Origin of the sequence: Pseudooceanicola nanhaiensis, from assembly GCF_020171315.1 — a bacterium.
Classification (GTDB): Bacteria; Pseudomonadota; Alphaproteobacteria; order Rhodobacterales; family Rhodobacteraceae; genus Pseudooceanicola; species Pseudooceanicola nanhaiensis_A.
This window is the reverse complement of the sequence record NZ_JAIUZP010000005.1, coordinates 75,167-99,142: the sequence shown is the minus strand read 5'-3', so window position 1 is coordinate 99,142 and position 23,976 is coordinate 75,167. Positions and strand designations below refer to the sequence as shown.

Genomic DNA, 23,976 nt, shown 5'->3' with positions numbered 1-23,976 from the left:
TCTCTGACCTTGGGACACCGCGTGCGCCACCCCCGGAACGCAATCGGGCCCCGCAACGGGGGCCCGGTGCTGTCGGAGACTGTCAGCGATCAGAGGATCTGGCCGTGGCAGTGCTTGAACTTCTTGCCCGATCCGCAGGGGCAGAGGTCATTCCGGCTCGGCTCACCCCAGGTCGAGGGGTCAGCCTCGTCGAAGCCGGGCTTGGCCCCTTCGGGCGTCGCGCCCTCGGCCTTAGCCTGGGCTTCTTCGGCCATCCGCTGCAGGGCCGCCTGTTGGGCGAGGGCCTGTTGCTGCATCAGCTCGATCTGGGCGCGCTGCTCTTCCTCGGTCATCGGGCGGACCCGGCCGAGGTTCTTGGTCACATCCTCGCGCAGACCGTCGAGCATGGATTCGAAGAGGGCGAAGGCCTCGTTCTTATACTCGTTCAGCGGGTCGCGCTGCGCATAGCCGCGGAAGCCCACAACCGAGCGCAGGTGTTCCAGCGTCAGCAGGTGCTCGCGCCACTTGGTGTCGATGGTCTGGAGCAGGATCTGCTTCTCGATCAGGCGCATGTTCTCGGGACCGAAGGCGGCGGCCTTCTGGGCCATCGACTCGTCCGAGGCCTTCTCGAGGCGCTCGATGATCTCGTCATCGTCCACGCCTTCCTCGGCGGCCCATGCATCGACGGGCACGTCGATGCCCAGCGTCTCGACACAGGCCTGCTTGAGCCCGTCGGTATCCCACTGGTCGGCGTAGGTCTTGGGCGGCATGTATTCTTCGACGAGGTCGTCGATGACCTGATGGCGCATGTCGGCGGCGATCTCGGAGAGGTCCTGCGCCTCCATGATCTCCATCCGCTGCTTGAAGATCAGCTTACGCTGTTCGTTCATCACGTCGTCGAACTTCAGCACGTTCTTCCGCTGGTCGAAGTTGCGCCCCTCGACCTTGGCCTGCGCACGTTCCAGCGACTTGTTCACCCAAGGGTGAATGATCGCCTCACCTTCCTTCATGCCCAGCGTCTGAAGCACCTTCTCCAGCCGTTCCGAGCCGAAGATGCGCATCAGGTCGTCTTCCAGCGAGAGGAAGAAGGACGACCGGCCCGGATCCCCCTGACGGCCCGAGCGGCCGCGCAGCTGGTTGTCGATCCGGCGGGATTCGTGACGCTCGGTGGCCAGAACGAAGAGGCCGCCGGCATCCAGCACCTTCTTCTTCTCTTCCGCGTGCTGCGCCTCGATCTTCTCGCGCAGCTGCTCGGGATCGGCGTCGGGCGTTTCGGCCAGCGCCTGCATCACCTTCATCTCGACGTTGCCGCCCAGCTGGATGTCGGTACCGCGGCCGGCCATGTTGGTGGCGATGGTGATCGCGCCCAGCTTGCCCGCATCCGCGACGATCTCGGCTTCCTGCTCGTGGTGGCGGGCGTTCAGCACGTTGTGCTGCAGCCCGGCCTGCGTCAGCAGCTGGCTCAGGATCTCGGATTTCTCGATCGAGGTGGTGCCGACGAGGACCGGCTGGCCCTTCGCATGGGCTTCCTTGATCGTCTCGACGATGGCCTGGAACTTCTCGCGCACGGTGCGATAGACGGCGTCGTCCTCGTCCACCCGGGCGATCGGCCGGTTGGTGGGCACTTCCACCACGCCGAGGCCGTAGATTTCCATGAATTCTTCGGCCTCGGTGATCGCGGTCCCGGTCATGCCCGAGAGGCGGTTGTAGAGGCGGAAGTAGTTCTGGAAGGTCACCTGCGCCAGCGTCACGTTCTCGGGCTGGATCTTGACGCCTTCCTTGGCCTCGATGGCCTGGTGCAGACCCTCGGAGAGACGGCGGCCCGCCATCATCCGGCCGGTGAACTCGTCGATCAGGACGACTTCATCGTTGCGGACGATGTAGTCCTTGTCCTTGGTGAAGAGCTTGTGCGCGCGCAGACCCTGGTTGACGTGGTGCACCACGGTGGTGCTTTCCGGGTCATAGAGCGTGTGGCCCTCGGGCAGGAGGCCCGCCTCGTGCAGTTTCGCCTCGAGGTATTCGTTGCCCTCGTCGGTGAAGGTCACCTGCCGCAGCTTCTCGTCCACGGTGAACATGTCTTCGTTCAGCTGCGGGATCAGCTGGTCGATCGCGGTGTAGAGATCGGAGCGGTCCTGCGCCGGGCCCGAGATGATCAGCGGGGTCCGCGCTTCGTCGATGAGGATCGAGTCCACCTCGTCGACGATGGCGAAGTTGTGCCCGCGCTGGAACATCTCCTTCAGCTCGGACTTCATGTTGTCCCGCAGGTAGTCGAAGCCAAGCTCGTTGTTCGTCGCGTAGGTGATGTCACAGCGGTAGGCGTCGTATTTCTCTTTCGAGTCCTGCTGCGGGTAGATCACGCCGGTGGTCAGGCCCAGCAGGCCATAGACCTTGGACATCCACTCGGAGTCCCGCTTGGCGAGGTAGTCGTTCACGGTGACGACATGCACGCCCTTGCGGGTCAGCGCGTTCAGGTAGGCCGGGAAGGTCGCCACGAGGGTTTTGCCCTCGCCGGTCTTCATCTCGGCAATGTTACCTTGGTGCAGGAAAATCCCGCCCATCAACTGCGTGTCGAAGGCCCGCAGACCGAGCGCTCGCTTGGCCGCCTCGCGGCAGTTCGCGAAGGCCTCCGGCAGGATGTCGTCGAGGCTTTCGCCACCGATGGCACGCTGCGAGAGCTCTTCGGTCTTGGCCCTGAGCTCATCGTCGCTCATGGCGATGAACTGCTCTTCTAGCGCGTTGATCTTCGCCACAATCGGGCGCGCCGCCTTGATTTTTCGGTCGTTCGGGGTCCCGAAGACCTTTTTGGCGAGCGTTCCGATACCCAGCATGATCTATCACTTCCGGTCGTTGACGTCTTCGTGCGATGGTCTGCCTTGTGCCCCCAGAGTCCCTCCCCTACAACGGGGCGCGAACGGGCCTGCAGCCTTATTCATAAGGCGATGTAAGCGGCGGGTCTGGGAGTGTCAACGTCACGCCCCGTCACAGGGGCTCCGTGACCCTAGGAAGGACCGAAGCGATGTCGCGACATACCGGAATTCTGGCAGCTCTCTGCCTTTCGCTGCCGATGACGGCAGTGGCGCAGGATGCCACCCCGACCACCGAGGCCCCCGCGGCCCAAGCCACGTCGGAAACCCCGGCCAAAGCCGCCACCGCCGACACCGTGGTCGCAACGGTCAACGGCGTGGACATCACGCTGGGCCACATGATCCTCGTGCGTGCCGGCCTGCCCGCGCAATACGCACAACTGCCGAACGACGCGCTCTTCGAGGGCATCCTGCAGCAGCTGATCCAGCAGACCGCGCTGTCGCAGGGCATCACCGAGACGCCCCACCGCGTCGAACTGGCGATGGAAAACGAGAAGCGCGCCCTGATGGCCGGTGAAGCCGTCACCGCCTACATGGAAACCGCGATCACCGATGACGCGCTGCAGGCTGCCTATGACGCGCAGTACGGCGACGCGGAGCCGGGCACCGAATACCACGCCGCCCACATCCTCGTGGAAACCGAGGAAGAGGCCAAGGCGATCAAGGCAGAGCTCGACGGCGGCGCCGATTTCGCAGCGCTCGCCCGCGACAAGTCGACCGGCCCCTCGGGCCCGACCGGCGGCGACCTCGGCTGGTTCAGCGACGGCATGATGGTGAAGCCCTTCGAGGACGCCGTGAAGGGCATGGAGCCCGGCGCCGTCTCCGATCCGGTGCAGACCCAGTTCGGCTGGCACGTGATCAAGCTGGAAGAGACCCGCGACAAGGCCGCGCCCACCCTCGACGAGGTGCGCGATGAGCTGACCGCCCAGCTTCAGGAAGAAGCCGTCTCGGCCCATATCGACGAAGTCACCGCAGCCGCCACCGTCGACCGGACCGGCGCGGAAGGCATCGACCCCAACGCCATCGCCGATTTCGGCCTGCTGGAGTAAACGCCCATGGGCGGCAAACCCCCTCTCTCTCCGCTTGCGCCCGCAAGCTTCCCCGATCTGCCCGAAATCGGCGGCGTGTCCTTCGCGACCGTCGCCGCCGGGGTCCGCTATCAGGGTCGGACCGACGTGATGCTGTGCCGGCTTGCGCCGGGCACGTCCATGGCCGGGGTCTTCACCCGGTCCTCGACCCGGTCCGCCGCCGTGCTGGATTGCCAGGACAAGATCGGTGGCGACAGCGAGGCAGGTGCCGCCATTCTGGTGAACTCGGGGAATGCGAACGCCTTTACCGGCAAGCATGGCCGGGCCTCGGTCGAGGCGGTCACCGCCGCCGCGGCCAAGGTGCTGGATCTCCCGCAGGAGCGGATCTTCACCTCCTCTACCGGCGTGATCGGCGAGCCGATGAAGCATGACCGCATCATCGCCAAGCTCGAAGAGCTGGACGGCAAGCTCTCTGCCGCAGGGATCTCCGAGGCGGCCGAGGCGATCATGACCACCGACACCTTCCCCAAGGGTTCGACCGTCACGGTCGAGATCGGGGGCAAGCCGGTGAAGATCGCGGGCATCGCCAAGGGCTCCGGCATGATCGCGCCCGACATGGCGACGATGTTGGTCTACATCTTCACCGATGCCGCGGTGGAGCGCTCGGTGCTTCAGGACATGGTCAGCGCCCTCACGGACCTGACCTTCAACTGCATTACCGTCGACAGCGACACCTCGACCTCCGACACGCTGCTGCTGGCCGCCACCGGCGCCTCCGGCGTGACCGTGTCGGCTGAGGACACCGCCTTCATCGAAGCGCTGCGCACCGTCATGCTCGACCTCGCGCATCAGGTGGTGAAGGACGGCGAAGGGGCCTCGAAGTTCATCGAGATCCATGTGACCGGCGCCCAGTCAGACGCGGATGCCAAGACCCATGCGCTCGCCATCGCGAACTCGCCCCTGATCAAGACCGCCGTCGCCGGTGAGGACCCGAACTGGGGCCGCATCGTCATGGCGATCGGCAAGTCCGGCGCCGCCGCGGATCGCGACCTGATCTCGATCTGGTTCGGGGACACGCTGGTGGCCGAAAAGGGCTGGGTGGCAGAGAGCTACCGCGAGGAAGACGGCGCCAACCACATGAAGGGGCAGGACATCGTCTTCAAGGTCGACCTCGGCCTCGGCGGCGGCGCGGCCACCGTGTGGACCTGTGACCTGACCCACGGCTACATCGCGATCAACGCCGACTACCGCTCGTGAGCAAGAAGGTCATACTCGTCTCGGCCGTCGCATTGATTGATGTCGACGGCCGGGTGCTTCTGGCGCAGCGCCCCGAAGGCAAGTCGATGGCCGGCCTGTGGGAGTTTCCCGGCGGCAAGGTCGAACCCGGCGAGACCCCGGAAGAGGCTCTGATCCGCGAATTGCAGGAAGAGCTCGGCATCGACACCTGGGCCAGCTGCCTCGCGCCGCTGACCTTCGCGTCGCATTCCTATGACGACTTCCACCTGCTGATGCCGGTCTTTGCCTGCCGCAAGTGGCAGGGCATCCCTCAGGCCCGCGAAGGGCAGACGCTGGCCTGGGCGCACAAGCATGAGCTGCGCGATTACCCGATGCCGCCTGCGGATATTCCCCTGATTCCGATTCTGCGCGACTGGCTATGACGCAGTGCAGAAAAATCAAGCGAATCCGTGCAGATCAGGGTGTGCGCCCTAACATGCATATTTTTCGCGCTTAAATTCTTAACTTTTTGCGAAACTTTGATGACTTTCTCAGTGATTTATTAACGGAGTCGGTGTATTTTTGAGTCTCACCGATCTTCTGGGGAGAGATTGAAATGCTTCGCACTATCACGATTGGACAGTACATTTCCGTTCAGGGGAACTACGTCCGCTCGCTGCCGGACGGCAGGGTCGAGGTTCGCGTGGGTGAAAAGGTCTTCGCTGGCCTGCCCGTGTCGCAACCTGCGGCTGCATGATCCTTCGCAGCACTAGAACTTCCTGGCACTACTGAATTTTGAAAGGCGAGCCCGCACCACGGCTCGCCTTTCGCACGTCTGGACGTTGGCTTTCCAACGGCACGCGCCGTCCAGCACCGTCCCAATGAAAAAGGGCGCCCCGAGGGGCGCCCTTTTCAATTCCCTCGAACCGGGATCAATCCAGGGTCCGGGTGACCTCTTCGCGTTCGAAGATCTCGATGACATCGTTCGGGCGGATGTCGTCGTAGTTCTCGAAGGCCATACCGCATTCCTGGCCGGACTGGACTTCGGACACTTCGTCCTTGAAGCGCTTGAGGGTCTTCAGCGTGCCTTCGTGGATCACCACGTCGTCGCGCAGCAGGCGGACACCGGCGGAGCGGCGTGCCACACCTTCGGTGACCAGACAGCCGGCGACCTTGCCGACGTTGGACACCTTGAAGACTTCCTTGATCGACGCGTAGCCGATGAAGGTCTCGCGGATTTCGTTCGACAGCAGGCCCGAGGCCGCCGCCTTCACATCGTCCACGAGGTCGTAGATCACGCTGTAGTAGCGGATTTCCACACCCTTCTGGTTGGCGCTGTTCCGGGCCGGTGCGTTGGCACGGACGTTGAAGCCCAGAACCGGGGCACCGGACGCCTCGGCCAGACCGATGTCGGACTCGGTGATCGCGCCGACGCCGTAGTGCAGAACCCGCACGCGGACCTCGTCGTTGCCGATCTTTTCCATCGCCTGAACGATGGCCTCTGCCGAACCTTGCACGTCCGCCTTCACGACGATCGGCAGCTCGGAGACATCCTTGTCGTCCTTGGCCTTCTGCATCAGCTGCTCAAGGGTCGTCGCGGCGCCAGCGGCGGCACGTTTGTCCTTGGCGGCCTGCTCGCGGTATTCCGCGATCTCGCGGGCCTGAGCCTCGGTGTCGACCACGTTCAGCACGTCGCCTGCTTCGGGCGTGCCGTTCAGGCCCAGCACCTCGACAGGAACCGACGGACCGGCTTCCTTGACGCGCTCACCCTTGTCGTTGATCAGCGCACGGACCTTACCGTACTGCTCACCCACGACGAAGATGTCGCCCTGGCGCAGCGTCCCGTTCTGAACCAGAACGGTGGCGACGGGACCACGGCCCACGTCCAGCTGTGCCTCGATGACGGCGCCTTGGGCGGCACGCTCGGGGTTGGCCTTCAGTTCGAGGATCTCGGCCTGCAGCGCGATGGCTTCGAGCAGTTCGTCGAGGCCCTGGCCGGTCACGGCCGAGACTTCCACGTCCTGCACTTCACCGGACAGCTGTTCCACGATCACTTCGTGCTGCAGCAGGGCGGTGCGCACGCGCATCGGGTCTGCCGCGGGCTTGTCGATCTTGTTGATCGCCACGATCATCGGAACGCCGGCCGCCTTGGCGTGGTTGATGGCTTCGACGGTCTGCGGCATCACCGCATCGTCCGCTGCCACAACCAGAACCACGATGTCCGTCACCTGTGCACCACGGGAGCGCATCGAGGTGAAGGCCGCGTGGCCGGGCGTGTCGAGGAAGGTCAGCATCGAGCCGCTGTCGGTCTTCACCTGGTAGGCGCCGATGTGCTGCGTGATGCCGCCGGCTTCGCCTGCGACGACCTTTGCGTTCCGGATCGCATCCAGAAGCGAGGTCTTGCCGTGGTCGACGTGGCCCATGATCGTGATGACCGGGGGACGCGACTTCAGGTCTTCGGCCTTGTCCTCGACGCTGTCGATGACCTGTTCCACATCGGCGTCCGAAACCCGGACGACCTTGTGGCCGAAGTCCTCGATGATCAGTTCGGCGGTATCCGCGTCGATGGTCTGGTTCTGCGTGACCATCATGCCGTTCTGCATCAGCGCCTTGACCACATCGGCCACGCGCTCTGCCATACGGTTGGCCAGCTCCGACACCACGATGGTCTCGGGCAGCTGAACGTCGCGGACGACCTTCTCACGCTGCTGGTTGCCGCCCATGGCCTTCTGGCGGGCGCGCTCCTGCTTGCGCTTCATCGCGGCGAGCGATTTCTGACGGCCACCCTCACCACCGGAGAGCGCCTGGTTCAGGGTCAGCTTGCCCGAACGACGGCCGTCGTCGCGGCCCTTGCCGCGGCCACCGCGATCGTCACGATCGGTGTTGTTGTTGCGCTCGTTGGTCGGCGCGGCCTTCAGGCGGCCACCCACGGGCTTGGCGCCCCGGTTGGCATCCTCACCGGGCGCGGCGGCCGCAGGGGCTGCGCGCGCGGCCTTGTCGGCCTCGGCTGCGGCCTTCTTGGCCTCTTCCGCTTCACGGCGCTGGCGCTCTTCCTCTTCGGCCTTGGCCTTGAGGGCTTCTTCGCGCTCACGCTCTTCGCGTTCTTTCTGTTCGATTTCTTCGCGGCGACGCTGGCGCTCTTCCTCGCGGGCCTTTTCATCGGCTTCGCGTTGTGCGGCCTCTTCGACCTCACGCGCCTTGGCCGCCTGAACAGCCTTCAGGCGACGCTCCATCTCTGCGTCGGAAATGCCTTTGGGTCGGCGCGCCGGATCACCAAGCGCCGGGTTGGACCCCGGCTTGCCGCTGCCCGTCTTGGGGACCACGACACGCTTACGCTTGGTTTCGACCACGACGTTCTTGGTGCGTCCATGGCTGAAGCTCTGCTTCACGTTTCCCGGCCGGGACCCGCCACCACGTACACCCAAAGTCTTCTTACCGTCGTCGTTGCTCATATGGCTCATTCATCCTCTCAGGCGGATCGGCCGCCCTCGTCAGCGCGCAGGCCTTTCAGCCTCGCCGCTTCCTCTACAACACGTTTCGCCAAACCACCAGCGCCTAGGGCGGCGTGTATGACAGTTTCGCGTCCGAAGGCCAACCCCAGCTCATCCGCCGTCAGCCAACCGATATAGCGCCCCTCGTAGGGGGTGCTCAATTTTGACTTGCCCCGGCCGGAACCGTCCGAGGCCTGGATCAGGACGCGGGCCTCTTCCTTGGCCAGCCAGTCCTTGACCCTCTCGTAGCCGGCAACCGCGTCACCGGATTTCCGCGCCAGAGCAATGAGTTCCACCACGTGGCGAACCAGGATGCTCTCCACCAGGTCGGTCAGCCCATCGGGCACGGTCACCGGCTGGCGGGCAGCGCGGGCAAAGAGTTTCTTCTTCACCGCCGTATCGAGCGCGGCCCGGTCGGCCGACACCCATAGTCCACGGCCCGGCAGCTTCTCCAGAACATCCGGTACAAGCTGCGAATCAGGCCCCACAACGAAGCGGATCAACCCGTACTTGGGCTGAGTCTCGCCAGTTGCGATGCATTTCCGCTCCGGTCCCCCGGAGCGGTCTTTCTCTGCGCCACCTCGGCTCATGTCAGGCCTTCCTGTTCCGGGATGCCTTACTGCTCGTCCTCGGCGTCGATCTCGTCTTCGAGCTCGGCATCCTCGTCCTCTGCGTCCGCTTCAAGATCGGCGGGGTCGACCCAGCCCAGCAGGACACGGGCGGTCATCACCAGTTGCTGTGCTTCATCGAGCGACATGTCGAACTTTTCGAGGATGCCGTCGTCCTTGACGCGCTGTCCGTCGACCGTGGTCCAGCCGCCGGCCAGTTCCCAGTCGGCGCAGGTGGCGAAGTCTTCCAGCGTCTTCACGCCGTCTTCCGCCAGTGCTTCCACCATTTGGGGTGTCAGACCCTCGAAGTCAATGAGGCTGTCCTCGGCACCCAGTTCCTTGGCGTGGTCCAGGGCGGCCTTGGCCTGTGCTTCCAGGTAGTCGCGGGCACGGGCCTGAAGCTCTTCGGCCGTGCCGTCGTCCACACCGTCGATGACCAGCAGTTCGTCCAGCTCGACATAGGCCACCTCTTCGAGGTTGGTGAAGCCTTCCGAAACCAGCAGCTGGGCAAAGAACTCGTCGAGGTCCAGCGTGTCCATGAAGAGCTTGGTGCGCTCTTCGAATTCTTTCTGGCGACGCTCGGATTCCTCGGCCTCGGTCATGATGTCGATGTCGAGACCGGTCAGCTGCGAGGCCAGACGCACGTTCTGACCGCGGCGGCCGATGGCGAGCGACAGCTGCTCGTCCGGCACCACGACCTCGATACGCTCGGCATCTTCGTCCAGAACCACCTTCGACACTTCTGCGGGCTGCAGCGCGTTCACCAGGAAGGTGGGCTGGTCCTCGTTCCACGGGATGATGTCGATCTTCTCGCCCTGAAGCTCGTTCACCACGGCCTGCACGCGCGAACCGCGCATACCGACACAGGCGCCGACCGGGTCGATCGAGTTGTCATAGGAGATGACGGCGATCTTGGCGCGCGAACCGGGATCGCGGGCCACGGCCTTGATCTCGATGATGCCGTCATAGATCTCGGGCACTTCCATCTTGAACAGCTCGGCCATGAATTCCGGCGCGGTGCGGCTGAGGAAGATCTGCGGGCCTCGGGCTTCGCGGCGCACATCCTTCACGTAGCAGCGGATACGGTCGTTCGGGCGATAGCTCTCGCGGCCGATCTTCTCGTTGCGGCGCAGGATGGCTTCGCCACGGCCCACGTCGACGATGACGTTGCCGTATTCCTCGCGCTTGACGACGCCGTTGATGATGGTGCCGTTGCGGTCCTTGAATTCTTCGTACTGGCGGTCACGCTCGGCTTCGCGGACCTTCTGCAGGATGACCTGCTTGGCCGATTGCGCGGCGATCCGGCCCATCTCGACCGGGGGCACCTCGTCGACGATCTCATCGCCGATCTGCGGGTCGGCCATATACTGCTTCGCCTGCTTGACGGTCAGCTCGGCCTGGTAGTTCTCCAGCGCCTCGTCTTCCACGACGGTGCGGACGCGGGTGAAGGTCGCGCGGCCGGTCTTCCGGTCGATCTTGACGCGGATGTCCATCTCGGCGCCGTAACGGCTCTTGGCCGCGCGTGCGAGGGATTCCTCCATCGCCTCGACCACGAGACCCGGGTCGATCATCTTCTCGCGGGCAACGGCTTCGGCGGTCTGGAGCAGTTCCAGCTGGTTGGCAGAGGTAATCGCCATTCTCAATCCTCCTCGGACGTGTTGTCCGTTTCGATCTCGTCAAACTTGGTTTCGTCCAGATCGCCTGCGTCCTTGCGGGCTTTCAGCATTTCCTTGATCAGCTCGTCGGTCAGCACGAGCTTGGCATCCGCCAGCCACTCGAACTGCAGGCCCACGGTGACTTCCTCACCCTGGTCCTCGATGTTGATCAGCACGTCATTGTCCTCGACCCCGGCCAGAACGCCCTTGAAGCGCTTGCGGCCGCCCACCAGTTCGGCGGTCTCCAGCTTGGCCTCGTAGCCTTCGAAGGTGTCGAAATCCTTCAGCCGGGTCAGCGGCCGGTCGATGCCGGGGCTGGAAACCTCCAGCGTGTAGGCCTCGATGATCGGGTCCTCGACGTCCAGCACGGCGCTCACCGCGTTGGAGATCTCGGCGCATTCATCCACTTCGATGCCGCCGTCGGGCCGTTCGGCCATGATCTGCAGCGTCTTGGTCTGACCGCCCATGAGCCGAATGCGCACGAGTTCGAAGCCCATGTCCTCGATGACCGGGCTCACGATCTCGGCCAGACGGCGGTCGATGGCGGCTTTTGCAATCAGGTCTGTCATCTCTGTCCTGCATCCGCCCGGACGGAAGGGACCGTCAGGGCATAAAAAAACGGGCGCGCGGCCCGTCGATGCATCCGGTGGAGCGTGGTACCCGAGGACACCGACACGCCGCTGTTGGCGCTGATATACGCGCGGTTTCCTCGAATCACAAGGGGAATATGCGTGTCACGCCCCCTCGCATCTTTCGCTCGGAAATATCCTCGGGGGTCCGGGGGCAGACAGCCCCCGGGACTCATCCCAGGGCGATCCGGTTCATGATCCGCACCAGCTCGGCCGAGATCCCCGGCTCGGACAGCGCGTGCCCGGCGTCGCCCACCATCCGCAGCTCCGAGGACGGCCATTTCGCCGACAACTCCCAGGCCATGCGCGGCGGGCAGATCATGTCGTAGCGCCCCTGCACGATCCAGCCGGGAATATCCCTGATCCGGTCCATCCGGTTCAGGATCGCGGTTTCCTCGTCGAGGAAGCAGCGGTTGGTGAAATAATGGTTCTCCAGCCGGGCGAAGGCGCGGGCATAGGTGCCCGGCGGCTCGCCGCCCAACCCCTGCGACGAGATCGAGGCGAGTGCGTTTTCCCACTGCGACCATGTCTTGGCAAAGCGCATTTCCTCCGCCGCGACGCCCGAGAAGAGCCGCCGGTGGTAGGCCGCGATCATGTCGCCACGCTCGTCCTCGGGGATCAGGTCGGTGAACCGGCGCCATACCTCGGGCCAGAACTGCGCGGCCCCGCCGCCATAGAACCAGTCCAGCTCGGACTGGGTGCCGAGGAAGACCCCGCGCAGCACGAGGTGGGTCACCGCGTCGGGGTGGCTCTGGCCATAGACCAGCGCCAGCGTGGCGCCCCAGCTGCCGCCGAAGACGATCCAGCGGTCGATGTCCAGCGTGGTGCGGATCTGCTCGATATCGGCCACGAGATCCCAGGTCGTGTTGCCCTCGATGGCCGCATGGGGCCGCGAGCGGCCACAGCCGCGCTGATCGAAGAGCACAACACGATAGACCGAGGGGTCGAAATACCGCCGCATGGCCGGGCTGCATCCGCCGCCCGGGCCACCGTGCAGCACCACGACGGGAATTCCGTCCGGCTTGCCGGATTGCTCGACATAGATCGTATGGCCATCCCCCACCGCGAGCATCCGCTGGTCAAACGGGTCGATCGGAGGGTAGAGATACTGCGCTGCGCTCTTTTGGCCGGAGAATTTGTCCATCGCTGCCCTATATGTAAGCCGCAGCCCACAATGACCTCAGGACCACCGGAATGCAAACCGCTCAGACCACGATCGACCCCGCCGAAGTCGCCAAGTTCGAGGCCATGGCCGCCGAATGGTGGGATCCCCACGGCAAGTTCAAGCCGCTGCACATGATGAACCCCGTCCGTCTGGACTATGTCACCCAGCAGATCGCCGCGGAATTCGACCGCGACCTGCGCAGCGAACGGCCCTTCGAGGGGCTGCGCCTGCTCGACATCGGCTGTGGCGGCGGGCTGCTCTGCGAGCCGATGGCGCGCCTTGGGGCCGAGGTGGTGGGTGCCGATGCAGCGGAACGCAACATCCCCGTGGCGCAGGTCCATGCCGAGCAATCCGGGCTGGAGATCGACTATCGCCACACCACCGCCGAGGCCATGGCCGAGGCCGGCGAGCAGTTCGACGTGGTGCTGAACATGGAAGTGGTCGAGCATGTTGCCGATCCGCTGGCCTACCTGAGTGCCTGTCACGACCTTTTGAAGCCCGGCGGGCTGCACCTCTGCTCGACGATCAACCGCAACCCCAAGAGTTTCGCCATGGCGATCGTGGGCGCGGAATGGGTGATGCGCTGGCTGCCCAAGGGCACCCACGACTGGGACAAGTTCATCACCCCGGACGAGCTCTACGACCTGATCCGACGCGCGGGCATGGAGCCGGTGGACCGCAAGGGCTACGTCTTCAACCCGGTGAGCTGGCAGTGGCGGATCTCGGACCGGGACCTGAGTGTGAACTACGTGACCGCGGCGCTGCGGCCTGCGATGGCGTAAGCGCCTGCGGCGGGCGTGGAGGGGGGCTGTCTGCCCCCCGTCGCTGACGCGACTCCCCCCGAAGATATTTGGGAACAGTGGATGAGGGGGACCTAGCGGTCTTCTTCGAGCTTCAGGCGCAACTCGCGCAGGATCGGCAGGGCGGCGCGGACACGGTCTTCGCCGATTTCGCCCACCACTTCGCGGACCATGGGAGTGATCGCCGAAAGGGCGGCGTCCCTTGCCTGACGGCCCGCGGGCGAGATCGCCACCATCTTGCGGCGGGCATCGTCCCAATCGGGGCGAACGTGGATGTAGCCTGCCCATTCCAGCTTGCTCAGCGTATTGGTCATGGCGCCGCGCGTGACATGGAAAGCACGCGCCAGCTGCGCCGGGCTGCGCTCGCCGCCCGCGCGGGCGAGGTGGTTCAACACCGAGAAATGCGAGATCTCCATGCCCTTGGGCAGCACGCGCGACAGGCGGTTCCGCACCAATTGGTCGGAGGTCAGGATCTCGCTGAAGAGCGTGACCGCGAGGTTGTGGGTCGTGTCGTTCATGGTCCGCCCGGCGATCAGCCGTCGGCGGCCAGAAGCGGATCGAGCTTGCCGGCATTCTCCAGCGCGTAGAGGTCGTCGCAGCCGCCCACGTGAGTCTCACCCACGAAGATCTGCGGCACGGTATGACGGCCATGGGCCCGCTGAAGCATCTCGGCCCGTTTCTCGGGCGCGGCGATCACGTCGATCTCGTTGAACTCCACGCCCTTCTGGACCAGCAGGCGCTTGGCCGCGTGGCAGAAACCGCAGTAGGGCGAGGAATAGATATCGACAGGTTGCATGGGGACCCCCGGAATTTCGGATGCATGTAACTTATGCATCTTTCGCGACCCGCGCCAGTACCCCCACGATCACGCCGGCCGCTCCCGCGTCGCGGCAGGCCCGGGTTGCCGCCGAAAGCGTCGCCCCGGAGGTCATCACGTCATCCACCAGGAGGATCACCCGGCTCTTGATCTGCGCGGCACGCTTCGGGTGCGCCGTGATCGCCGCCTCCAGCGTGGCAAAGCGCGCCTCGGCCCCGAGACCATCGAGCGAGGGCGTGCGCAGGCGCCGCACCAGCAGGTCCGGCACACAGGTCAGCCCCAGCTCCCGCGCCAAGGCCCGGGCCAGCAGCGCGGACTGGTTGTAGCGCCGTTTCGCCAGCCGCCAGCGGTGCAACGGCACCGGCGCCACCAGCGTCCCCTCCGGCACGAGGCCCCGCAGACCGAGGGCCATCCACCCCGCCGCCGGGGCGACCAGATCCGCCCGATCCCCGTGTTTGAGCCCCAGCACCAGCTTCCGCGCCACGCCGTCATAGACCAGCGCCGCCCTGCCCCGGTCCCAGGGCCGCTCCACCCGCAGGCAGGCATCGCATTGCAGCCCCTCGCCCTCGCCGGGCAGCGGCGTACCGCAGAGATCGCAGACCGTGCCGCCGATCAGCGGCATCTCGCGCCAGCAGGGGCCGCAGAGCCCGCCATCGCTCTCCACCAGCCCGCCGCAGTTCAGGCACCGCGGGGGATAGATCAGCCGCAATGCCGTTTGAAACATCCCCCTCGCCCCCCTATGGTCGCGCCATGACAGCCGCCCCGACGCCCCGTCTCACCGACACCACGGCCCTTGCCCGCAACCGTGCCCGCGCCCGGGACGAGGCCCTGTTCCTGCACCGCGCCGCGGCGGAAGACATGCAGGATCGCCTCCTGCTGGTTAAGAGATCGTTTACGTCGCCGGCGCTCGTGACGCCCTTCCCCGCGCTCTGGGAGGCGGTGGCCCCCGGTGCCACGCTGGCCGCGCCCGAGGAGGTGCTGGCGCTGGAGCCGGGCGCCCATGACCTCGTGATCCACGCGATGGCGCTGCACTGGGCCGCCGATCCCGTCGGCCAGCTGATCCAGTCGCGGCGCGCGCTGAGGCCGGACGGCCTCTTCATGAGCTGCCTCTTCGGCGGCCAGACGCTGGCCGAACTGCGCGCCACCCTCGCCCAGGCCGAGGCCGAGGTGACCGGCGGCCTCTCGCCCCGGGTCGCCCCGATGGGGGAAATCCGCGACCTCGGCGCCCTGCTGCAACGGGCGGGCTTTGCTCTGCCGGTGGCCGACAGCCTGACCCTCACGGCCAGCTACGAAACGCCCCTGCACCTGATGCGCGACCTGCGCGCCATGGGCGAGGGCAACGCGCTCGACGCGCGCCTCCGCCGGCCCACCCGCCGCGCGGTCTTCACCCGGGCCGCCGAGATCTATGCCGAACATTTCGCCGGCCCCGATGGCCGCATCACCGCGACCTTCGAGATCCTCTTCCTCCTCGGCTGGGCCCCGGACGAGAGCCAGCCGAAACCGCTGCGCCCCGGCTCCGCCTCCACCCGGCTGGCCGATGCGCTCAACACCTTCGAGATGCCGCTGAAGGAGTGACCATGCGTCGCGCCCTCCGGCCCCGCCATTGACCCCGGCGCCGAGTCCCCTATCTCCGCGCAGACGAAAAGGAACCGAGAGATGGACACCAGCGCACGCCCGGCACATGCCCCCGACAGCCACCCGAAACTGCCCTCCCGCAAGGTCGGCATCCTGCTGGCCAACCTCGGCACGCCGGACGGCACCTCCTACTGGCCGATGCGGCGCTACCTGAACGAGTTCCTCTCGGACCAGCGGGTCATCGACTACCCGAAGTGGAAGTGGCAGCCGATCCTTCAGGCCATCGTGCTGACCAAACGCCCCTTCGCCTCCGGCAAGGCCTACGAGAGCATCTGGAACCACGATGCGGGTGAAAGCCCGCTGGCCACGATCACCAAGGCCCAGACCGCCGCCGTCGCCGCCAAGATGCAGGCGCAATACGGCGATCAGGTGATGGTCGATTACTGCATGCGCTACGGCAACCCCTCGACCCGGTCCAAGGTGCGCGCGATGGTGAAGGCCGGCTGCGACCGCATCCTCTTCTGCCCGCTCTACCCGCAATACGCCGGCGCCACGACCGCCACGGCAAACGACCAGTTCTTCCGCGCCCTGATGGAGGAGAAGTGGCAGCCCGCCACCCGCACCCTGCCGCCCTACTTCGACGATCCCGCCTATATCGACGCGCTCGCCCAGTCGGTGACCCGCGCCTATGCGGCCAAGGAGACGGCGCCGGACCTGCTGGTCTGCTCCTACCACGGCCTGCCGGAACGCTACCTGCACGAGGGCGATCCCTACCACTGCCAGTGCCAGAAAACGACGCGCCTGCTGAAGGAGCAACTCGGCTGGGCGGACGACCGGATCATGACGACCTTCCAGTCGAAATTCGGCCCGGAGGAATGGCTCAAGCCCTATACGGTCGAGGAAGTCGCCCGTCAGGCAGAAGCCGGAAAAAAACGCATCGCGGTCATCGCGCCTGCTTTTTCGGCGGATTGCATCGAGACTCTCGAGGAAATCAACGAGGAGATTCGCGAGAGCTTCGAACACGCGGGAGGCGAGGATTTCACCTACATCCCCTGCCTGAACGACGACGCGGCCCACATCGACGCGCTCTGCGGGCAGATCACCCGCAACCTCGCCGGCTGGCTTTCCTGACCATCCACTGTTCGGAAATATCCTCGGGGGGAGTCGCGGCACGCGACGGGGGGCCGACAGCCCCCCTCCGCCCTCCGATGCCGGGAGGAACGGCTTGGGCCCGGCCGGATCGCCGCCTCGCGGCTCCCCTCCAGAGTTGACCCGAATTGGCCCGAAAACCTGTCAAAAGACATAGAAAAAAGGCGGTGGAAAGCTCCACCGCCTTTTTCATTCTTCAGTCGTTACGGCCGAATTAGTCGGCGGCAACAGCTGCAGCGATCACAGCCAGGATCAGCAGCGGCACCAGGATGCCGGCCGACGAGGAGGTGGTTTCTTCAACGATGACCGGAGCTTCGATCACCGGCTCGGCGAGCGAGCCAGCGGTTGCGGTCGAAGCGGCGCCAGCGAGAGCAGCAGCGAGAACGAGTTTCTTCATAGTATCCTCCAGATATTTGCCTGACGTCCAAATGGATACATGACATCAGGCACCCAAGACTTACCTCGTGACTCGTTCTAAGCAGTAAAATCAGGCGATTGCAAACCCAACTTAACCAATGCTGACTCCTGATGGCGTCGATGTCGTCAAATAAGCAACACTTGGGTTCCCACCGTGGTGAGCGAGAAGAGCTCGGCGATATGCTCGTTGTAGAGGCCGATGCAGCCGTTCGAGGACCGCCGCCCGATCTTGCGCGTGTCGTGGGTCCCGTGGATGCGGTAGTAGGTCCAGCTCAGGTAGAGCGCATGGGTGCCCAGCGGATTGTCCGGGCCGGGGCCGATGAACGGCGGCCATTCCGGGTTACGCTCCAACATGGAGGGGGTCGGACGCCAGGACGGGCCCTCGACCTTCTGGGTCACCGAGGTGCGGCCGCGCCGGGTCAGGTCCTCGGTCAGCGGCACGGAGGTCGGGTAGAGCTTGTAGATCGACTGGTCCTCGGACCAGAAGTGCAGCGCCCGCGAGGTCACGTCGACAAGGATCGCGCCCTTGTTCGTGTTCGAGAAGTAGGGCTGCCACTCCAGCGAGCGGAAGGACGAGATGTTGCGGCGGACCGACTCGGTCACGTCACGCTCCACCTCGGTGGTGTTCTCGAAGGGGCTGGCCTGCGCCCGGGCGCGGCCCACGAGGGCGGGCGTGGCCAGCAGGGCGGCCGCCCCGGAAAGCAGGGCACGACGCCCCAATTGCGCCCCGGGCAGGGGCAGTTTGGTATCGGACATGGGGACACTCCGGATGGGAACGGTCACGGAAACCGCGTTTTGCGGGCAGTTTATGGCGCAGAAACACCAGTCGCAATTCAAACCACCGTCATTTGCCGATCTCTCGGGCATGTGAGTTTGATTAGACACGCGGTCCGCGCTAGATGCGGGGTCAACGTCTCAAAAAGGCAGAAGTTCATGCGTATCGCCCTCATCCTTCCGGTCCTGATCGCCCTCTCCGCCTGCGCCGCGCCGCCGGCGCCGCGCCAGATGGGTGCCGACGGCAAGCCGCTGCCGCGCATGTACCGCATCACGCCCGCGATGGAATCGAAGGTCGAATATTCGATGCTGGACGGCGTGAACTCGCTGCGGCAGGCCTCCGGCGCTGCGCCGGTGCAGCTCAACGCGCAGCTGAACGCCGCCGCCGCCACCCACAGCCAGGACATGTCGCGCCAGAACCGTCCTTGGCACTTCGGCTCCGACGGCTCCTCGCCGATCGACCGGGTGCGCCGCGTGGGCTACACCGGCACCATGCTGGGCGAAGCCATCTCCGAAACCTACGAGACCGAGCTGGAGACGCTTTCGGCCTGGATGGACGAAGACGGCATCCGCGACGTGATCCTCGATCCCAACGCGTCGAACATCGGCTTCGCCTGGTACCAGGAGCCCAACGGCAAGATCTGGTGGACGCTGATCATGGGCTCCTGAGCCCACAGCTCGCCCCAAGGACAAGGCCCCGGACGCAACCGCGTGCGGGGCTTTTTCGTGCCGCGCGCCACGGCAACAGGCGGCGTTAGGTCGCGGCCAGAACGGTGGCAGTCCGGACGCGCGGATCAGTCCCTAAGACTAACATCAGAGACGCAAAAGGGGGCCTATCGGCCCCCTGCTCACCCCGCCGTTCCGACGCGTGGGTGCTTACGGATAGATCAAGATCTCCGTCCCGTCCCGGACCATCGCGTAGATGTCCTCGATCTCCTTGTCGGTGACCGAGATACAGCCCGCGGTCCAGTCGCGCTCTGCCTTGCCCACGTCGCCGGGGCGGCCGTGGATGAAGATGTCGCCGCCCGGGCTCTTGCCCTGATCATGAGCGAACGCACGGTCATAGGGATTGGGGTAGGAGATCCCAACGGAGAGGTGGAAATTGCTGTTCGGGTTGCGGCGGTCGATGAAATACCGCCCCTCGGGCGTTTTCCCGTCGCCCTCGAACTGCTTGTGCCCGATCGGGTTGAAGCCGAGCTCGATTCCATAGGTCTTCAGCACCTCATTGTTATGCATGAGGTACATGGTCCGCTGGTCCTTGAAGACGTAGATGCGGGTCACTTCCGGCCCGCGGTACGTCTTGAACTTGGAGGAAGAACACCCTGCCAGGGTCACCCCGGCAAGGAGCATCAGGACGATCCAGAAACGCCGCATATCACTGCCCAATTATCCGCATTCTTGTCGGTATTGGCCAATCTTCTACAGGATCTGCGCAGTGCAGCATAGGGTCACGAGGCCGCTCACGCGGAGTTGAGCGAAAATCCCGCGACAAGCTCCACATGGGGCGACCAGCGGAACTGGTCCACCACCTGCACCGGCCCCATCTCGTAACCCACTGCCAGCAGTTCGCGCGCCTCGCGGGCGAAGGTGACGGGGTTGCAGGAGACATGGGCGATCACCGGCACGCGCGCGGCGGCCAGTTCGGCCACCTGCGCCTCGGCACCGGCGCGTGGCGGGTCGATGACGGCAGCGTCGAAGCGTTTCAGATCATCTGCGATCAGCGGGTTGCGGAACAGGTCGCGGGTCTCGCCCGTCACCTTCTTCAGCCCCGTCCCATGGCGCCAGCCGTGATCCATCGCGCGGGTCATGGGCGCGGCTCCCTCGACACCATGCACCTCGGCCCCGCGGGCCAGCGGCAGGCCGAAGGTGCCGCAGCCGGCGAAGAGGTCCACCACGCGGCCCGCCTTGCCGACAATGCCCTTCACGGCGGCCAGCAGCGCGGCCTCACCCTGCGGCGTGGCCTGAAGGAAAGCCCCCGGCGGCGGCACAACGGCGATGCCGTCGAACCGCTGGGTCGGCGGCAGGCGCAGGGCCACGACCTCGTCATCCCAGGCAAGGCGCGACAGGCCGCGCTCTTCGGCGATCCGGGCAAGGTCGATGCGCAGCCGGCCTTCCTCGGCCCCGCTCAGGGGCTTGCCCCCGGTCACGGCCAGGTCGAGCCCGGTTTCGCTGATCGTGGCCAGCACGCTGAGTTCCCCCTTGCGGGAGCCCCCCGCGATGGCAAGCTCCTCGGCCACCTTCAGGGCGGGCATCAGGCGCGGGTCCAGCAGCTGGCAGTCCGGCACATCGGCGATCACGTCGGAGGCGCGGGCATGGAACCCGGCCAACGCGCCCTTCTTGGTGCGGCGAACAGACAGCGCGGCCCGGCGACGCGAGGCGGCGGGCGAGGTCTCGATCGGCAGGAACTCCGCCTCGATATGCTGCGCCAGCAGGGCGCGGCGCACCACCTCGACCTTCCAGTTCGCCACGAAGGCATCGCTGGCATGCTGAAGCGAACAGCCGCCGCAGGACCGGTAGTGGCGGCAGGGGGCCGCCACCCGGTCGGGCGAGGGCGTCACGATGCGCACGTCGGTCAGACGGTCGCCGGACACGGTTCCGGTAACCGCTTCACCGGGCAGGGTGAGCGGGGCAAAGAGGGGCCCGGGGGCGATCCCGTCGCCCTGGTGGCCCAGCCGGTCGATGATCACGGGGTCCATGCGGCCCCATAACGCAAGCGCGCCGTGCCGCAAAGGGTCTATTCGCGGGGGCTATTTGCGGGGGCTATTCCGCCGCATCAAGATCCCCGAGGAAGCCACCGGACTGCCGCGCCCAGTAGCGGGCATAGAGGCCGTTCTTCTCCAGCAACTCGTCATGGGTGCCGATCTCCGCGATTTCGCCCGCATCGAGGACACAGATCCGGTCCATGTCCGCAATGGTGGAGAGCCGGTGCGCGATGGCCAGCACGGTCTTGCCCTCCATCACCCGTTCGAGCGCGGACTGGATCGCCGCCTCCACTTCGCTGTCGAGCGCCGAGGTCGCCTCGTCGAGGATCAGGATCGGCGCGTCCTTCAGGATCGCCCGCGCCAGCGCGATCCGCTGCCGCTGCCCGCCCGACAGTTTCACGCCCCGTTCGCCAAGCCGCGCCTCGTAGCCCTCGCGGCCGGTGTGATCCACCAGATCGCGGATGAACCCATCGGCCTCGGCCTTCTGCGCGGCGGCGACCAAATCGTCATCGCTGGCGTCAGGACGGCCGTAGAGGATGTTCTCACGCGCGGAGCGGTTGAACATGGCGGTCTCCTGCGTGACCATGCCGATGGCCTGCCGCAGGCTGTCCTGCGTCACCTCGCGGATGTCCTGACCGTCGATCAAGATTCGACCCTGTTCTGGGTCATAGAGACGTAAAAGCAGCGCCACGAGGGTGGATTTCCCGGCCCCGGAGGCGCCGACGATGCCCACCTTCTCGCCCGGCGCGATATCGAGCGAAATGCCCCGCACCCCGCCCTTCTGACGGCCATAGGCAAAGTTCACGTCGTCCAGCGTCACGCGGCCTTCGCTCACCTGCAACCGCTTGGCATTCGGCTCATCCTCCAGCCGGACGGAGCGCGCCAAGGTGTTCATTCCGTCCTCGACCTCGCCCACGCTGGCATAGATGCCCATCAGCGCGAAACTGACCCAGCCGGTCATCTGGGCGATCCGGATCGCGACGGAGCCCGCCGCCACGATATCCCCCGTGGTCGCCGATCCGACGGACCAGAGCCAAAGCGTCGCGCCGACGAGGAACACCGGCAACACGCCTGCCAGCGTCATCAGGCAGACCCGGAACAGGGCCGAGAGATAGCCGAAATCCAGCGCCCTCTCGCGGAAGCCGCGCATGGCACCGATCGCCGCGCCCTCCTCATGCGCCGCATGGGCGAAGAGCTTGACCGTCTTGATGTTGGTGATCGTGTCCACCACCTGCCCCGAGACCATGGCCCGGGCCGCCGCGCGTTTCATCGCCCGCTGCCGGATGCGCGGCAGGAACCAGCGGATCAGCAGGAAGTAGGCCGCCAGCCAGACGAGGAAGCCAAGCGCCAGCCGCGCGTCGATCCCCGCCATCAGCACGACCCCGCCCGCCAGCGAGGCGAGCGCGAAGGCGACCACGTTGATCATCTCCACCGCCACGTCGGTCATGGCGCGGGAGGTCTGCATCTGCTTCTGCGCGATCCGGCCCGCGAAATCGTCGTCGAAGAAGACGACCGACTGGCCCAGCGTCCAGCGGTGCAGCCGCGCCAGCACCAGCGTATTCACGTTCGGCGCCACGATGATCGAGTTCGAGGCCGAGGACAGGCCAAAGAGCAGCGGCCGCGCGACAAGGAAGAAGGCCAAAGCTCCGCCGATCAACGCGATGTTCTGGGCAGAGAAGAAGGCCTCGGGCCCGCTGGTCGAAGCGCCGTCCACGATCTTGCCGAGGATCCAAGCCGTCCCCGCCTCCAGCCCGCCCGCAGCACAGGACAGGGTGGCGGCAAGGATCAGCGCCGGGAACGCCCCCGACAGACCCCAGCGCATGAAGGCCCAGAGCGTCTGCGGCGGGGGCCCCTCCGCCGGGCGGAAGGTGTCGATCAGGGATTCAGGGCGCAGACGGGTACGGGGCATGGAAGTTCGGGGCATGGGAGGTCCTTTGTCGCGCCAGAGGATGACGCAGTCTCGGGCGGGGTCAACCCTCCGGGTCTGCCTCGGGGCCTGCCTCATCCGCGCGGGTCAGCAGCGCAGCCCGGTCGAGGGTAAAGCCCGAGGCAATCCACGCGGCCTCAAGCTGCTTCAGCATCCGGCCCAGCGCGGGCCCGCCATAGGCTGGCATCAGGTCAGCGGCCTTGAGCGGGAAGACAGCCCCTGCGCCCTGCGCGCCGGCGGCCAGGTCCTGTGCCGAGAGCGGATGCTCGCTCAACACGGCCTGGATCAGCACCACGTCGCGGGCGATCTCTGCCCCCCAGCGATAGCCAACCTCCCCCACGGCGGTCATCTCCTGCACCGCGTCACGGGTCTGCTCCAGCCGCTGCGCATCCTTCCGGGACAACCGCAGACGCTCTGCCACCTCGTCACCGCCCAGCACCGCCAGACGGCGCAGGGGCTCCGGCGCGGTGCCGGTCGCCTCTTCCATATGGACGAGGACAGGGATCATCCGGGCCTCCGCGCCGGGCAGCAGCCGGGACAACACGCCGGTGATCTGCATCGAGGACAGCGCCATGCCGGGGTCTTTTGCCGCCAGCAGCTTCAGCATCTCCTTGCCGACCCGCTCACGCGAGAGCTGCGCCAACCCGTCCAGATTGGCCGCGATCGCGCCCAGCGCATCGGGATCGGCACCCGTCGAGGGCGCGCCATACCACGCGTAGAACCGGAAGAAGCGCAGGATGCGCAGGTAATCCTCGCGGATACGCCTGTCGGGGTCTTCGATGAAGCGGACGTGACCGCGCGTCAGATCCGCCAGCCCCGCGACCGGATCGGTCACCTCGCCCAGCGCGTCGGCATAGAGCGCGTTCATCGTGAAATCCCGCCGCAGGGCGTCGTCATGCAGATCGTCGGAAAAGGCCACCACGGCCCGCCGGCCGTCGGTCTCCACGTCCTTGCGGAAGGTGGTGATCTCATGGGGAATGTGACCCGAAACCACGGTGATCGTGCCATGGTCAATGCCCGTCGGCACCGCCTTGAGGCCCGCCTGCGCCGCCAGGTCCATCACCCGTTCGGGTCGGGCATCGGTGGAGATGTCGATATCATCCACCGGCTGACCCAGCAGGGCATTGCGCACGCAGCCGCCGACGAAATAGGCCTGATGCCCCGCCGCCGTGAGCATCAAG

Annotated in this window: 22 protein-coding genes; 7 read left to right on the top strand and 15 right to left on the bottom strand. The window is 65.8% G+C overall.

Going from position 1 to position 23,976, the window contains the following annotated elements; genetic code table 11:
* Positions 1-89 precede the first annotated feature (89 nt).
* Complete coding sequence (secA, locus tag LCM32_RS08150; RefSeq protein WP_224820560.1) at positions 90-2,807, bottom strand: preprotein translocase subunit SecA; 2,718 nt, start codon at positions 2,805-2,807, stop codon at positions 90-92.
* A 188-nt stretch (positions 2,808-2,995) separates the two neighbouring features.
* On the opposite strand from secA, the gene LCM32_RS08145 reads away from it, so the two are divergent.
* From LCM32_RS08145 to mutT, 3 genes are read left to right on the top strand one after another with little or no spacing between them, the layout of a single operon-like run.
* Positions 2,996-3,892: a peptidylprolyl isomerase gene (locus tag LCM32_RS08145; protein WP_224820559.1), complete on the top strand. Its 897-nt coding sequence runs from the start codon at positions 2,996-2,998 to the stop codon at positions 3,890-3,892.
* A gap of 6 nt (positions 3,893-3,898) precedes the next feature.
* Entirely contained in the window at positions 3,899-5,128 is a 1,230-nt protein-coding gene (argJ, locus tag LCM32_RS08140) for a bifunctional glutamate N-acetyltransferase/amino-acid acetyltransferase ArgJ (protein WP_224820558.1), read from the top strand.
* Positions 5,125-5,529: an 8-oxo-dGTP diphosphatase MutT gene (gene mutT, locus LCM32_RS08135; RefSeq protein ID WP_224820557.1), complete on the top strand. Its 405-nt coding sequence runs from the start codon at positions 5,125-5,127 to the stop codon at positions 5,527-5,529. Before argJ ends, mutT begins: the two co-directional genes overlap by 4 nt.
* 489 nt (positions 5,530-6,018) lie before the next feature.
* Here mutT and infB read toward each other — a convergent pair whose 3' ends face one another.
* The 5 genes from infB to pip all read right to left on the bottom strand — a co-directional run bounded on the left by infB (position 6,019) and on the right by pip (position 12,613).
* A complete protein-coding gene (gene infB / locus LCM32_RS08130) occupies positions 6,019-8,538 on the bottom strand; it encodes a translation initiation factor IF-2 (protein ID WP_224820924.1) in 2,520 nt (839 codons plus the stop codon).
* Positions 8,539-8,555: 17 nt separating this feature from the next.
* Positions 8,556-9,167, bottom strand: a complete 612-nt coding sequence (locus tag LCM32_RS08125) for an RNA-binding protein (protein ID WP_224820556.1) — start codon at positions 9,165-9,167, stop codon at positions 8,556-8,558.
* A 26-nt stretch (positions 9,168-9,193) separates the two neighbouring features.
* Positions 9,194-10,822: a transcription termination factor NusA gene (gene nusA, locus LCM32_RS08120; protein WP_224820555.1), complete on the bottom strand. Its 1,629-nt coding sequence runs from the start codon at positions 10,820-10,822 to the stop codon at positions 9,194-9,196.
* A gap of 2 nt (positions 10,823-10,824) precedes the next feature.
* Positions 10,825-11,409, bottom strand: coding sequence for a ribosome maturation factor RimP (gene rimP / locus LCM32_RS08115; protein ID WP_222490849.1), 585 nt, complete (start codon positions 11,407-11,409; stop codon positions 10,825-10,827).
* Positions 11,410-11,641: 232 nt separating this feature from the next.
* The gene (gene pip, locus LCM32_RS08110; protein ID WP_224820554.1) at positions 11,642-12,613 is read right to left on the bottom strand and encodes a prolyl aminopeptidase; all 972 of its coding nucleotides are present in this window, start codon (positions 12,611-12,613) and stop codon (positions 11,642-11,644) included.
* A 50-nt stretch (positions 12,614-12,663) separates the two neighbouring features.
* On the opposite strand from pip, the gene ubiG reads away from it, so the two are divergent.
* Entirely contained in the window at positions 12,664-13,416 is a 753-nt protein-coding gene (gene ubiG / locus LCM32_RS08105) for a bifunctional 2-polyprenyl-6-hydroxyphenol methylase/3-demethylubiquinol 3-O-methyltransferase UbiG (RefSeq protein ID WP_224820553.1), read from the top strand.
* A gap of 92 nt (positions 13,417-13,508) precedes the next feature.
* Here ubiG and LCM32_RS08100 read toward each other — a convergent pair whose 3' ends face one another.
* The 3 genes from LCM32_RS08100 to LCM32_RS08090 are packed head-to-tail and all read right to left on the bottom strand — an operon-like array spanning position 13,509 to position 14,975.
* A complete protein-coding gene (locus LCM32_RS08100; protein WP_222490846.1) occupies positions 13,509-13,952 on the bottom strand; it encodes a MarR family winged helix-turn-helix transcriptional regulator in 444 nt (147 codons plus the stop codon).
* A gap of 14 nt (positions 13,953-13,966) precedes the next feature.
* Complete coding sequence (grxC, locus tag LCM32_RS08095; RefSeq protein ID WP_224820552.1) at positions 13,967-14,230, bottom strand: glutaredoxin 3; 264 nt, start codon at positions 14,228-14,230, stop codon at positions 13,967-13,969.
* A gap of 31 nt (positions 14,231-14,261) precedes the next feature.
* Positions 14,262-14,975, bottom strand: coding sequence for a ComF family protein (locus tag LCM32_RS08090; RefSeq protein ID WP_224820551.1), 714 nt, complete (start codon positions 14,973-14,975; stop codon positions 14,262-14,264).
* Between the two features lie 26 nt (positions 14,976-15,001).
* On the opposite strand from LCM32_RS08090, the gene LCM32_RS08085 reads away from it, so the two are divergent.
* Together LCM32_RS08085 and hemH are read left to right on the top strand one after the other, a co-directional pair.
* Positions 15,002-15,826, top strand: coding sequence for an SAM-dependent methyltransferase (locus tag LCM32_RS08085; protein ID WP_224820550.1), 825 nt, complete (start codon positions 15,002-15,004; stop codon positions 15,824-15,826).
* 81 nt (positions 15,827-15,907) lie between these two features.
* Positions 15,908-16,957, top strand: a complete 1,050-nt coding sequence (gene hemH / locus LCM32_RS08080; RefSeq protein ID WP_224820549.1) for a ferrochelatase — start codon at positions 15,908-15,910, stop codon at positions 16,955-16,957.
* A 232-nt stretch (positions 16,958-17,189) separates the two neighbouring features.
* On the opposite strand, the gene LCM32_RS08075 is transcribed toward hemH, so the two are convergent.
* Positions 17,190-17,372, bottom strand: a complete 183-nt coding sequence (locus LCM32_RS08075; RefSeq protein ID WP_224820548.1) for a hypothetical protein — start codon at positions 17,370-17,372, stop codon at positions 17,190-17,192.
* 146 nt (positions 17,373-17,518) lie between these two features.
* Positions 17,519-18,148, bottom strand: coding sequence for a L,D-transpeptidase (locus tag LCM32_RS08070; protein WP_224820547.1), 630 nt, complete (start codon positions 18,146-18,148; stop codon positions 17,519-17,521).
* 177 nt (positions 18,149-18,325) lie between these two features.
* On the opposite strand from LCM32_RS08070, the gene LCM32_RS08065 reads away from it, so the two are divergent.
* On the top strand, positions 18,326-18,835 hold the full coding sequence (locus LCM32_RS08065) for a CAP domain-containing protein (protein ID WP_224820546.1): 510 nt from the start codon (positions 18,326-18,328) through the stop codon (positions 18,833-18,835).
* Positions 18,836-19,042: 207 nt separating this feature from the next.
* On the opposite strand, the gene LCM32_RS08060 is transcribed toward LCM32_RS08065, so the two are convergent.
* From LCM32_RS08060 to LCM32_RS08045, 4 genes are all read right to left on the bottom strand, one after another.
* Positions 19,043-19,540, bottom strand: a complete 498-nt coding sequence (locus tag LCM32_RS08060) for a L,D-transpeptidase family protein (protein WP_224820545.1) — start codon at positions 19,538-19,540, stop codon at positions 19,043-19,045.
* Positions 19,541-19,626: 86 nt separating this feature from the next.
* The gene (locus LCM32_RS08055; protein ID WP_224820544.1) at positions 19,627-20,862 is read right to left on the bottom strand and encodes a class I SAM-dependent RNA methyltransferase; all 1,236 of its coding nucleotides are present in this window, start codon (positions 20,860-20,862) and stop codon (positions 19,627-19,629) included.
* 64 nt (positions 20,863-20,926) lie between these two features.
* A complete protein-coding gene (locus LCM32_RS08050) occupies positions 20,927-22,777 on the bottom strand; it encodes an ABC transporter ATP-binding protein (RefSeq protein WP_412070670.1) in 1,851 nt (616 codons plus the stop codon).
* A gap of 61 nt (positions 22,778-22,838) precedes the next feature.
* Positions 22,839-23,972, bottom strand: a complete 1,134-nt coding sequence (locus LCM32_RS08045; protein ID WP_224820922.1) for a CCA tRNA nucleotidyltransferase — start codon at positions 23,970-23,972, stop codon at positions 22,839-22,841.
* Positions 23,973-23,976 lie beyond the last annotated feature (4 nt).